Origin of the sequence: Haladaptatus halobius (assembly GCF_020618475.1) — an archaeon.
In the GTDB taxonomy this organism is placed as follows: Archaea; Halobacteriota; Halobacteria; order Halobacteriales; family Haladaptataceae; genus Haladaptatus; species Haladaptatus halobius.
Map to the genome: position 1 here is coordinate 632089 of NZ_CP085337.1, position 12077 is coordinate 644165.

Below are 12077 nucleotides of genomic sequence, written 5' to 3' on the forward strand. Positions count from 1 at the left end.
AGATATAATCTTAAACAATGTCTTCATCCAAATCTTTAATATGTAATGTAGTTCAATTGAAGACGAATCATGAGAGACAATCACAAGGATGATTCAACTCGATCGATTAAACGCCGCCGATTCGTCCAAGCAGTCGGTGCAGGTGGCTTGAGCGCATCAGCCGCCGGTTGTATCGGTAGTCTCTATCCGAACAGTGAAGACAGACCCAAAAAGGCGAACTCGGATCAAACGGTCATCCAATGGTATGGTGGCGCAGGCTCCGGCGATCCGCCAAAGGTCAAAGACTCTGTCCGCGAGGCCTTGTGGAACGCAGGCCTCTCTAAGGATATCTTCGTTGAGATTGTAGATGGCCCTGAGACGACCGACAAGACACTTGACCAGTATCGAACCTGGTTGTCAGCCGGTCGGGAAAAGCCAGACGTGTTCAGCATGGACTCGGGCTGGACCACTCCTTTCATCGCAAGAGGTCAAATCCAGAACTTGGAGAAATTGCTGGACAGTAACACGGTCAGCACTATCAAGAACGACTTCTTCAAGGCGAGCGTCAAATCGGCGAGTTCACCTGACGGAACCCTCTACGGCATACCAGAGTTCCCGGACTTTCCGACGATGCAGTACCGTAAGGATCTCATCGAAAAAGCAGGTTACGACACCGAAGGTTGGCAGACCAAGCCGATGAGTTGGAAGCGGTTCGCCGAGATCACTGCCGATGTCAAGAAGCAAAGCGGCGTCAAGTTCGGCTATACCTTCCAGGCGGACGCCTACGAAGGATTGTCTTGCTGTGACTTCAACGAATGGATGACGACTTGGGGTGGCGCATACTTCGGTGGTACCGACAATCTATTTGGACCAGTTGGCGACCGTCCAGTCACAGTCAACAAAGGGGGCGCGGTTGACGCAATCAAGATGGTTCGGACGTTCATCCACGGCGAAGACGACAAGTACGGCATGGACATCACTGGAAACATCGCTCCGAATGCGGCGCTGGGCTGGACTGAAGAGACTTCTCGGAAGCCGTTCACGAACGGCAACGCGGTGATGCACCGCAACTGGCCCTATTCCATCGCCATCAACGGTGCGAAAGAGGAGATGGGCAAGAACCTTGGTGTAATGCCAATTCCCTACGGAGTCAAGGAGAACAAGGCCCAGTTCCCGGGCACGGGCGGCACTGCGTCAGCACTGGGCGGCTGGAACTCCGTGGTAAACCCGAACTCGCAGAAGAAAGATGCCGTCGTGAAGTTCTTCAAAGCAAAGATGTCTGACGACTTTATGCTATGGCAGTTTAAGGAACTTGGATTGCTTCCCGCAAAACCGAAGGTCTTCAACTCCGATGACTCACGAAACATCAAGGGTGTGGGCCGATACGCGGATACTTTGCACACTGCCGGCAAAAACGCTATGCCACGGCCAGTCACCGTTGCATGGCCTGATCAGTCCGGCGCAATCGCCAGCGCCGTGAACAAGGCCCTGCAGAAAGGCAGTAACAAGTCTCCCCAGCAGGCGATGGATGACCTCGCGAGCAAGCTCAAAGAAATCGAGAAGCAATCATCCTAATTACGTCTAATGTCAATAAAAGACAATTACTACGGCAGAATCCCGCGCCCCCATTCTGCCATTGCTAACAAGATAGAAACCCTGTCGGAAGAGATGTACGCGTACCTCCTAGTGGTGCCAGCATTCATCATGCTGGGAGTTGTCGCATTATGGCCACTGTTTGAGACATTCAGCATGTCGCTACACGCGGATGCCCTAACAGGGGTCTCAGTCGGCGAGTTCGTTGGTGTCAAAAACTATGTCGCAGTCTTAAGCGGTGAACGTGACGCAATCCTACCCGCCGGCTTCTGGTTCTCTGTCGGGCTTACTATCGTATTCGTCGTCGCGAGTGTTACCCTCGAAACACTTTGTGGGCTCGCACAGGCATTGCTGCTCGACCAAGAGTTTCGTGGTCGCGCTTGGGTTCGGATGGCGATCATTCTCCCATGGGCCGTTCCAGTGGTCATCCAGGGAATGATGTTCTATCTTCTATTCGAACCGACAGTTGGATTCTTGGTCGCACCGCTCCAGAAGATGGGCCTCTTATCACCAACGCCACTGGCAAACATGCGGGATTCGTTGATATTGATTACCATCGCAGATGCCTGGAAGACCTCGGCATTCATGGCGCTGATCATCCTTGCAGGATTACAGAGTGTTGACCGGAGCCTCTACGACGTCAGCAGGGTTGCCGGTGCGACCACCTGGCAGCGGTTCAAGTTGGTCACCTTTCCATTGGTGTTGCCCGCATTGTTGGTTGGGATGCTGTTCCGAACGCTCGGGGCGCTGAAGGTGTACGGTGTCATCGTGGTGCTATCAAACTGCAGGACAGTTCCGTCGATGACCTGCATGGTCATCCAAGCGTTTCGGTCGAACCGCTACGGAACATCGGCGACGTTGGCGTTCCTCACTGCACTGGTGATCAGTGTCTTCATCATGGTGTATCTAGTGAAGTTCGTAAACAGCCTGCGGGGAATCGGAGGGAGCCTGTAACATGTCGACAGTACAGGACACCGATACAAAGGACGGAGCGGGCCCGTTCACCCGCTGGGTCAGAAGCGCCATCGACAATCCCCAGAAGGTGTACAGAGCAATGTTTTACGTCGCTATCATTTTCTTCATGTTCACGACGCTGTTCCCCATATATTGGCTTCTGGTGCTCGCGTTGACACCCAACAACCTCATCGTGGATATGGGACTATTCCCGCGGGGATTTAACGTCGCCGTGTTCTTCGATATGTGGAGTACAGTCCCTCTCCACTTGTTCATCCTTAATAGCTTCATCATTGCCGCGGTGACGACAACGTTCGTACTACTCATCTCGAGCCTGGGTGGGTACGCGTTCGGGCGACTCAAGTTTCGCGGAAAAGGAGGACTGTTATTGCTGATGCTGGTCATCTCCTTTTTCCCGCCGGCAGCATTCATCCTCCCGCTGTTCAAGCTGTTTACCGGGAACATGACTGTCTTCGGTATCCCAAGCCCGAATCTGTTCAACACGATGGGTGCGATTATCGTCCCGTTCAGCGGGCTGTTCCTCCCGCTGTCAGTATTCATCCTTACCACATTCTACAGTCAGATTCCGGACGGGCTCGAGGACGCCGCACGCGTGGAGGGAACGACCCGACTCGGAGCACTGTTCCGGGTCATCATGCCCCTGTCAGCACCGGGATTAGCCACCGCTGGGATTCTGACGTTCATCGCCATCTACAACGAGTTCTTTTTCTCGTTCCTGATGACGACGGGTGAACCCGAAAACGGGGCCCCGCTCGTGTGGGGCATCCTGGCCTTCCAGGGGCAGTACACCAGTCTGTATAACTACATGGCTGCTGCGAGTATCATCGGAATCCTCCCAGTAGCGATACTCGTGGTCGTCGCACAGGAAAAGATCGTAAGTGGCCTCACCGCCGGAGCAATCAAGGAGTAACCATCAATGGGAGACGTTGAACTTGAACACATTACGAAGCAGTACGAAGACGTAACCGCTGTTAGCGACATGAATATGCGCATCCAAGATGGGGAGTTCGTTAGCCTCGTCGGACCGTCGGGCTGTGGCAAGTCGACAACCATGGAGATGGTCGCCGGTCTCACAATGCCCACCGAGGGCGACGTATCCATAAACGGAACCAACGTGACGAACCTCCCGCCGAAAGACAGGGGCATTGCGATGGTGTTCCAGAACATCGCGCTGTTCCCGCATATGGACGTCTACGACAACATCAGCTTCGGGTTGCGGCTCCGCAACTATGACAAGGAGGAGATCGACCGTCGGGTCAAGCATGCGGCGGACATCCTCCAGATTCAGGGTTGTTGAATCGCATGCCCTCAGAGTTGTCCGGCGGCCAGCGCCAGCGCGTGGCCATCGGCCGCGCCATTGTCCGGAAGCCCGAAGCGTTCTTGATGGACGAACCGCTGGCCAACCTCGACGCGAAGCTCCGGGTGCACATGCGCACAGAGCTGCAACGGCTCCACAAGGAGCTGAAGACGACGACCATCTACGTAACGCACGACCAAGCCGAGGCGATGACGATGAGCGATCGTATCGCCGTCATCAAAGACGGCGAACTCCAGCAGATCGCTCCGCCGCTGACGAGTTACAACGAACCAGCGAACCTCTTCGTCGCGGGATTTATCGGCTCACCGTCTATGAACTTCATAAATGGTGAGATAACTGCCCACGGTTTCGAGTCAGAGTTTGTCTCCATCGAGTTTGACCCGGCCGATCTCGATGTATCACTGGGTGACTCGGTGGTTCTTGGTGTTCGACCCGAGAATGTCTATCTTGCTGATGATATCGACGAGGTAACCCACCCCACAAAGCTCATCGACACGGTCACCGATGTTCTTGAACCGATGGGTGACGAGGTCATCGTTTACCTGCTCCACAAGAACCATGAGACTGCCGCCGCGGACGAAAAGCAACGACAATCCAACCAGCTGCTAATGAGCGTTGACCCAGACTCCCAAATTGCCGAGGAAGAGCCAGTCAATGTCTTCTTTGACCAGACGAACGTTCACTTGTTCGACCAGGAGTCCGGTGAGGCAGTCATCCATGGTCTTGAGACACAAACAACCGAACCCAAAGTCACCGTAGACGCTGAGGACTGATCAAGTTCGAATAACATAACTACTTTCACAGGTAGTTGAGGTCGAATGCCACGGGGCGTGACCCCGAGGTGATTCACTACAAACAGTGAGAGTGACCAACAGCATTATCTACTTTCGGATGTTACCATACCTCATAGCATCCGAGTAATGTCAAATATGGTGAATATCCATGAGTGACGAAGATAGGAATGAAGAAGATGAGGTGGACGTAGAGATACCAGAGGAGGGCGAACGTTCGCGTGGATTCAGGCTGGGACTTGGCCTGCAACCGCTATCGGATTTGCTTGGAAGTTTGATTGAGATCAATGTACACGATTTACCGCCTCCGGAGAGCGCAACTGACCGAACGACGAGTGACGAGCAGAATAGAAAACAGCACCGTACTGAAGCGGATCGGCGGCGGAAACACAGCTATCCGGAACGTACTTCGGCAGCCAAACAATGCCGGATTGACGCCCGCATCACCGACGACGAGTTACTCATTGTTGCTGATCTCCCAGGGGTGACCGAGGACGATCTCTCGGTTGGTATCGAACGAAGTACGAATAAACTCGTCATCGGGCGGGGGGAAGTTGTTGTTGGGCGGGTTGAACTCCCATGGGAGTCGTCTAAGGTGACGCATGCCCAGTTTAACAACGGCGTACTCGAAATGCACGTTCGACCCGAGGAAGTTTGACCTACCAAGGTAGTTCTATTCTTATCTGCTGCTACCTAGGTTGAGTGTGAATGGGAATGCGAGGGATGGGATTCGAACCCATGGACGCCTACGCGAGCGGGTCTTAAGCCCACCGCCGTTGGCCTGGCTTGGCAACCCTCGCCTGTCAGTCGATTACTCCGTTCAGAATAAGTGATTTACTAATTGTGGGAGGGCGCTAAGAGATGGCTTTGTGGCGGGAGCAGTATCAACAGAATCTCGCCGGATCATGCCCGATAAAGATAAAAAGAGATCGAGAGGAGCAGGAGACAAATTTATTCAAAAGCGCAAGCCAGCGGATGTCCTCGAGATCATGGAACCGCTCGAACCTTGTATGACGAGCGAGATTGCGGACGATCTTGGGATGGCCACGTCGGACGACGTACGAGGTTTTTGACCGGGCTTGCTGAAGAGGGGGATACTCCCAAAAAGAAGCCAGAATCGCGTCGGGTGATCTGAATTCGACCCGAATAGCAGTCATTCGTTGGTATGGGTGATCGCTATCTGGTGGAAGTAGCACTCTCAATCAAAGAAGTCACTCAGGGCGTGATCTGCTTACGGTCTCGATTGAGTGACGTCATTCGGATTCCTCGTTGGGACGCGCATAGAGCAATTCGCTCTCACCATAATCGTAATCACTCTCGGATCCACCGATGATGAGATTTCACTCTCGGGTGATGCCACCGACCTCGATCGTCTCCGGATAGTCCGTCGTATTCGAATTCACGGCTCTGTTGAAACCCTCACCAGATGATTCGATGCGCATGCTGAATACAGCGAGGGAATTCTGCACCATCTCCAACTCACCTCACAATCGAGCGAAGACGGCGTTACTCTGGACCCTCGACGTTCACAACCCAGGGTTCGCCACCGCAGAGCCAGATAATCCCAGTGTGGGCGGTATCAGTCGGATTCGTATCGCGGTGGACCAGCCTCGACGGAACATGGAAACACTCGCCGATCTCGATCCGTGCACTGTTCTCGCCCACTGGACCGTACTCGGTTGCGCTCGGTCCGTCGACAGCATAACCAAAATAGACATTATCTCCATGGTGGTGCCAGCCAGCGGCGGCCCCCCCAGCCGCTTGGACGCGCATCATGAGGACCGCCGCCTCGGGAAACGGTGTCTCTCGAATCAGGTTCGGACTCTCGACCGTTGGCACGAGGTCGTCGGGACCCACAATGGCCGGCTCGGCGTCCTCGTCAGTAGCAGTCGGTGCAGCAATCCGCGTACTGTCGGGGGCGCCAGTAACGACTGCTAGAATCTCCAGCCGATCACGCCCGGCGACATACCTGTGAACGGTTGTCGTGGGCACGTGGAGGAAATCACCCGCCTCAATGTCTGTCGATTGTTCTTCGCTGTGTACGATCCGTCCCTGGCCAGTGCGAACCCATCCATAGATGGCTCCTCCCCGGACATGCCACGGCGTGTTCTCGTCGATCCGAAACAGAACGAGCCGATAGTCACCAACATGAAACAACGTCTGCTCGACGAGGCCAGTCACCGGTTCGGTCCGATCTCTATCCGTCGGATCGACGACTCGAATGTCACCGCTCATATTGTACAGGTGGATTCGTAGCTGGAATACTTCTTTGTTGGGCGGTACCGAGACGTGAATGTCGGGTCGGTAAACGATTCAGATTCATCGCTGACCTGCTGCAAGTCACGGGAGCGTTGGGAGTTCCAATCAGAGTTTCTGGTCAAGATACGTCTTGCATTCAGCACGACTCCTGAAACCTATCACCGTCCGAGAGTTTCAACAAGACCGAATTCGTCCATGGCATCGTAGTTCTCGAATGCGAGGACAACATCGACATCGCTCTATTGGGTGACTTCCTTGGTCGGGTTCACAAAACGTCCCGTGAGACATACACTGAGAAGGCGATCCTCGTTGACTTCGAGTGCATCTCGGATTTGTGGCCACGTAGGTTTGCTTTCGTGATTGCCCATTGCAGTGGAGTATCGGTAATTGGTTACTGTGATACCGGTACCAAGTCGCGATGTCGAAACCAGACATCTATGTCCTCGCTAACGGTTTCGATGCGGTAGCTGTAGGAGTCCAGTTCACGCCCAGTCTCGTCTCCGAGATTGTCCTGCAGGATGTCTGTAATGGTGCCTTCTTTCCCATGGTATTCGCTATCGAGATCAGTCTCGGCCACGTAGACCTGTACTTCGTCGCCCGGTTAGTAAGGGTCGCTCGCTGGCTGAAGCACGTCCTGCATCGATACTCGATATTCTGTGTGGTGAGCTTTTTATCAATATCGGACTCTCTACAGGCTTCTATACCTAATACGCAATTAAGTGATAAATTTGCATAATCTTTTTTGGTTTGTTTCAGCCTCAAGAATTGTCAGTTTCGCAAACAACTTCGCGAAGTTCTTCTAGTAGGTCAGAATGGTTCTCTTCCAAAATTTCGACATCCCTTGTCAGTTCTTCGTTGATTTTACGCCTAACTCGAGATACTGCTTGATAATGCCGATCTGTTTTCTCCTCTGTTTCTAATAATTCTCGTTCCGAATCAGTGAGTATCGCGCGACGTCGAGGCATCTCGTATTTCAGTGATTTAGTAGCCATTGCATTATATGGTAGTGTTCCAAGACCCATAAAACTCCCATATTAGGCAACCTTCCCACAATTGGGAAGTATTAAGTACATGGGTTGCCATACTTGACAATAGGAGCATGGGATACCTCAGAAGATGAGGTTGGTGCTGGTGACACCTTCCCCGTGCTTCGCTGGAGACCAACGAAGCATGACTAGCAATACCCCTGCCGTAGAAAAACGCATCGGCTACCAACCACCTGTTTTCGGAGGACACGACTAATGGCGTTCTTCGACGAGAAACCCAACGGCGGCGCGCTCTCACTCGAGGCCCAATTCGGCGCAAAAGTCTTCCACCCAGTCAAACGCCTCGAACCCACACCCGAAACCGCCCCCCACGACCCAGACCAACCCACTCCCGAAAACACTGACGAGGCAATCACCCGAGCGTACCTCGTCGAACTGCGGGTTGGCTTCCAAACCCGAACGAAGACCACTAGCCAAGAGCCCTACTTGTATTGCATCTACGCAATAGCGGACTGCCAGCGATTCTTCGAACGTCGCCTTCCGATCAACTACGACGAGGAGGGCTTCCAGATTCCCGAGGACACCGACACCTACCGCTCGGTCACAGCCACCAAAACGGGCAATCCCAACCTCCCCTCGACACCACCGGGCGAAACCCAAGCAGAAACCCGCAGGCACTACCAGCGCATCCTCGAACGGTGCTACGACATCGAAGCTGACACCCACACCGCACCAACTGAGGTGCGCGCGTAGATGCCCCTCACAGAACGCCCTCCCCGGAGAGCGCTAGCTGTCGGCACACGACCGAACCACGACAACCCGTCTGTGAACCAGAACGCTTTCCTATCAGAATTAGCACTTATGTGCGTAAACTATTTCTTCTCACTAGGAAATGTGCAACCAAGGCAAAACAGCCTGAAACGCCAGCGGGCGTATCCTTATCGACACAGACGCGGCCACAACGTACCGTACCCAAAGAGCGACAGCCAACCCCAAACCCACCACACCTGGTTCCAGCCCATGAAACTCACACCACGGAACCCCAGCAAACGACGACGACTCCAGACCGACCACCGCGACCCCAGCGAACACACGGCTTGTCTCACTACACCTGACGAACACCCGGACAAGTGGAGGCGAGCGTAATGGCCGACCACGATCGTGAGCCACCGCGCACGCCAGCACAGAACACCGACCACTCGTGGTCACCAGATGACAAGATCACGGAAGACGAGATCGAAGAGGCGTTCGAACAGTGCCCCCACTGCGGACGGTACATCGTTCGGAATACCAACGCACATTACTGCGACCCAGCCGAATACCGGCCCAATCCGAACGAAGAGGAATGCAACCGCCGCATCGAGGCCAATCCCTTCCCGGACGACGATCCAGTCCTCGTCCGCGAACACCAAACGCGAAACACGTACGCCTACCACGAACCTGATAGCGACGACACACCACTCTGTCCGGCCAGTGCCGACCAGTCGTTCGTCACGCTCGCCCGCAAGCAAGCACATGAGCAACGACTAGTGCCCTGCCGGCGCTGTCAACGCATTCGTGACACAGGGGAAGATGGCCGATGACCGACACCACCGTCATCCGCAACTTCGAGTGTGCAGACTCCATCCAAATTCGGACACAGCACCGCACGCTCACGGGCGTTGTCTATCAGTGTGACCACTGTGAACCAACACTCACCTGTCGAGGCCCGGAACCCGGCGAGTACGTTCTGTACGTTGCCACGCCCTGTCACGACCTCTACAGACTCCAGTACACCTACTACGACGAGATTGAGCACACCGAAGTCAAACTCGATTACTACGAACGCACACCCAGCGGCCAGTACAGTTGGCTTCGCACTGGGGCGTCTGTCGAGGCCATCACCGACCCAACAGCAGGTGACCAGCCGTGACGACCGACCACGCCACAGTCGTCCCCACACCGTTGAATCCCCGCGACCCAGACCGACTCGTCCAGCACCTCTCACCGGGTGACCGCGTTCGCATCGCGACGACTGACCGCCCACGGACGATCTGCACTGTCGCCGCGACGAATCCACCAGCCCACTCATCGCCACTGCTGGTGCTCATTGCACCGCCGCTCACAACTACAGCCCAGCAAGCCACTCAGTACGCCCACTACCACTGCACGACCACCCAGACGCAGTCTGATGCCGCGCCCATACCCGTCGTCGAGTACACGCACACGACCAGCGACACGACCACCCGTTGTATCGGCACGCTCACCACCATCGCTCGCCTTCCCGCCCTGTCTACACCGTCGGAAGCCGACACAGCAACGCCCAAAGGTGGAGGCGATGGTCGATGAGTGACACCACCATTTCCGAAGTTTTGATTTGCGAAGACACCAGCCAGCCGCCAGCTACCTGCAGAATCACAGCCGGAGGTGCCCGATAGATGGCAGCCACCACCGACACCGTTCAGATACACCAGCCCAACTCCGACCCCCACCCGAAAAACGTCCAGAAGACCTTCTGGACGGACACGCCGAACGACACGAAACTCAGCGCACTCGCCGCCGTCAACGATTGCTCGCAAGGTGCGCTTCTTCGCAGTCTCATCGACGATGCATTCGCCGAGCAGTTCGACGATCTCGATCCTCAATTCATCGATCAAGGTCACGTCTCTGTCGACGAACTCCACGCGCTCGCAACGGATGACACGACCGTCGACCATCTTGCCCTCGAGTCCGAGATAGATGAGTGCGAGACCGCCGAGACCGAAACCGTTGCAGAGTACGAGCCTGACTCGTACTATCTGACTGTCACACCCGACGACCTCGCTGAACCTGGCCCTGAATTAGAGTGGGAGACATTGCGCGATGCAGTAAAGAATCCCGAAGACGGTGGTTACTGGAACGACGAGCTCGAGATCCACGACAGTCGGGTTGGCGAAGAGACGTTGAAAGCCAGTCACCGACCAGCGGCTCGCATCCTCACAGCACTGGCTCACTCGAATGCCTACGAGAATGGCATCTTGCCAAAGGCGATGATCGACGACCTCGTCGAAACCTACTGTCTGCATCTCACCAATCGCGTCACAAACGACGAACAGGAACGTGGGAAAGAGCACATCCGCGAGACGTACAGGGCCCTCATCACTGACCACCTCTACGAAAATCCGTCGCCGACCGCCAATTCGTACTACTGCAGCAAAACACAGCTCCAGACAAGACTCCAGGCGGAAGTAGATACCGCCCAGGCCGTGGCCGAATGTGCTGATACCATCACCGACTTCGACGCCTGGAAAGAGGCACAGGAGATGACCACCGACGCAGACACACGAGAAGTGACCATCGATATAGACGGCGCAACTGACGACGAGGTGCGACGACTGTGGCATAGCGATCTCGTGTCCTGGGTTGAAGACCTCGCTCGTGCGAAGCATGTCGGACGTAGACACGCCGCTGACCTCCGATCTGGTGACTACGACAGCACACACGTGAACGGCGACACGGAGACGACTGCGTTCAACGCGTTGCACGCGAACTTGCATGACGCTCGAGCAGCATTTGACGAGCTGTCCGCGGACGTGAAAGTCGAGGTCATCGAGGCACTCGACGACGCGCTCCTCGCCGTCATCACCAGCAGTTAAGCTCGGATGCACCCGCGATGATCGCCCTCGGACAGGGAGCGATGGCACTCGCCATCCAGAGTGCATGTCCTGCATAAATAAGGGAGATGTCCCTGGAGGACACCGATGAACGCTCGGTGTGTTCTCCCGCGAAAAAGTATTGAGAGGAGTCCTATCCGAGGGAAGATGGTAATCAGCGAACTCTAATCACGAGCGCCTACTCGCCTTCGTCGTCGACGCAGGCATGGATTTCGCCATCGGCGTTCCAGACGGTGACAGTCCCATCGGGAATATCGAATTCGACGGAGAGATCACTGGCTGGTTGATGGCTGAACAACTTGTTCAGCGCATCAGGATCGATGACATCGTAGAGTCGAAAATCAAGGTCATCTACATCATTACTATTGTATTGTGCTAATGTTTCAAGCACGACTATACTTGCTTGCGGGTCACTACTACCACCAATACGGTGATTTACAGTGCACTCAGTCATTTCCCGTATGCTAATTAGGACGAAGAACTATAAGAATGTTGATTAATGTGCACAATATTCCAAACAGACTACTATCTGATAACCCTTCGG

At 54.7% G+C, this 12077-nt stretch carries 15 protein-coding genes, 1 tRNA gene and 1 pseudogene; 11 read left to right on the forward strand and 6 right to left on the reverse strand.

From position 1 onward, the window contains the following. The first annotated feature begins 69 nt into the window (after positions 1-69). From LIW51_RS26920 to gvpH, 5 genes and pseudogenes are all read left to right on the forward strand, one after another. Positions 70-1554, forward strand: coding sequence for an extracellular solute-binding protein (locus tag LIW51_RS26920; protein ID WP_227378517.1), 1485 nt, complete (start codon positions 70-72; stop codon positions 1552-1554). Between the two features lie 72 nt (positions 1555-1626). Further along, positions 1627-2526: a carbohydrate ABC transporter permease gene (locus LIW51_RS26925; protein ID WP_227379015.1), complete on the forward strand. Its 900-nt coding sequence runs from the start codon at positions 1627-1629 to the stop codon at positions 2524-2526. A gap of 1 nt (position 2527) precedes the next feature. Next, complete coding sequence (locus LIW51_RS26930) at positions 2528-3457, forward strand: carbohydrate ABC transporter permease (RefSeq protein WP_227378518.1); 930 nt, start codon at positions 2528-2530, stop codon at positions 3455-3457. A 6-nt stretch (positions 3458-3463) separates the two neighbouring features. Then, a pseudogene (locus LIW51_RS26935) lies at positions 3464-4638 on the forward strand (ABC transporter ATP-binding protein). Positions 4639-4807: 169 nt separating this feature from the next. Then, the gene (gene gvpH / locus LIW51_RS26940; RefSeq protein WP_227378519.1) at positions 4808-5314 is read left to right on the forward strand and encodes a gas vesicle protein GvpH; all 507 of its coding nucleotides are present in this window, start codon (positions 4808-4810) and stop codon (positions 5312-5314) included. 57 nt (positions 5315-5371) lie between these two features. On the opposite strand, the gene LIW51_RS26945 is transcribed toward gvpH, so the two are convergent. From LIW51_RS26945 to LIW51_RS26955, 5 genes are all read right to left on the reverse strand, one after another. Continuing rightward, positions 5372-5456 (reverse strand) — tRNA-Leu (locus tag LIW51_RS26945). 540 nt (positions 5457-5996) lie between these two features. After that, complete coding sequence (locus tag LIW51_RS38755; protein WP_255767563.1) at positions 5997-6128, reverse strand: hypothetical protein; 132 nt, start codon at positions 6126-6128, stop codon at positions 5997-5999. A 34-nt stretch (positions 6129-6162) separates the two neighbouring features. Continuing rightward, complete coding sequence (locus LIW51_RS26950) at positions 6163-6891, reverse strand: cupin domain-containing protein (protein WP_227378520.1); 729 nt, start codon at positions 6889-6891, stop codon at positions 6163-6165. 415 nt (positions 6892-7306) lie between these two features. Continuing rightward, positions 7307-7492 (reverse strand): DUF8139 family protein, encoded by a 186-nt coding sequence (locus tag LIW51_RS40505; RefSeq protein WP_497007404.1) that lies wholly within the window; start codon positions 7490-7492, stop codon positions 7307-7309. Positions 7493-7673: 181 nt separating this feature from the next. After that, the gene (locus tag LIW51_RS26955) at positions 7674-7880 is read right to left on the reverse strand and encodes a hypothetical protein (RefSeq protein ID WP_227379016.1); all 207 of its coding nucleotides are present in this window, start codon (positions 7878-7880) and stop codon (positions 7674-7676) included. Between the two features lie 276 nt (positions 7881-8156). On the opposite strand from LIW51_RS26955, the gene LIW51_RS26960 reads away from it, so the two are divergent. The 6 genes from LIW51_RS26960 to LIW51_RS26980 all read left to right on the forward strand — a co-directional run bounded on the left by LIW51_RS26960 (position 8157) and on the right by LIW51_RS26980 (position 11515). Further along, complete coding sequence (locus LIW51_RS26960; protein WP_227378521.1) at positions 8157-8654, forward strand: hypothetical protein; 498 nt, start codon at positions 8157-8159, stop codon at positions 8652-8654. Between the two features lie 267 nt (positions 8655-8921). Then, positions 8922-9047 (forward strand): hypothetical protein, encoded by a 126-nt coding sequence (locus LIW51_RS38760; RefSeq protein WP_255767564.1) that lies wholly within the window; start codon positions 8922-8924, stop codon positions 9045-9047. After that, positions 9047-9484, forward strand: coding sequence for a hypothetical protein (locus LIW51_RS26965; RefSeq protein WP_227378522.1), 438 nt, complete (start codon positions 9047-9049; stop codon positions 9482-9484). Before LIW51_RS38760 ends, LIW51_RS26965 begins: the two co-directional genes overlap by 1 nt. Then, complete coding sequence (locus LIW51_RS26970; protein WP_227378523.1) at positions 9481-9813, forward strand: hypothetical protein; 333 nt, start codon at positions 9481-9483, stop codon at positions 9811-9813. Before LIW51_RS26965 ends, LIW51_RS26970 begins: the two co-directional genes overlap by 4 nt. Further along, the gene (locus LIW51_RS26975; RefSeq protein ID WP_227378524.1) at positions 9810-10229 is read left to right on the forward strand and encodes a hypothetical protein; all 420 of its coding nucleotides are present in this window, start codon (positions 9810-9812) and stop codon (positions 10227-10229) included. Before LIW51_RS26970 ends, LIW51_RS26975 begins: the two co-directional genes overlap by 4 nt. Positions 10230-10318: 89 nt before the next feature. Continuing rightward, complete coding sequence (locus LIW51_RS26980; RefSeq protein ID WP_227378525.1) at positions 10319-11515, forward strand: hypothetical protein; 1197 nt, start codon at positions 10319-10321, stop codon at positions 11513-11515. Positions 11516-11711: 196 nt separating this feature from the next. On the opposite strand, the gene LIW51_RS26985 is transcribed toward LIW51_RS26980, so the two are convergent. Continuing rightward, positions 11712-11987: a HalOD1 output domain-containing protein gene (locus LIW51_RS26985; protein WP_227378526.1), complete on the reverse strand. Its 276-nt coding sequence runs from the start codon at positions 11985-11987 to the stop codon at positions 11712-11714. Positions 11988-12077 lie beyond the last annotated feature (90 nt).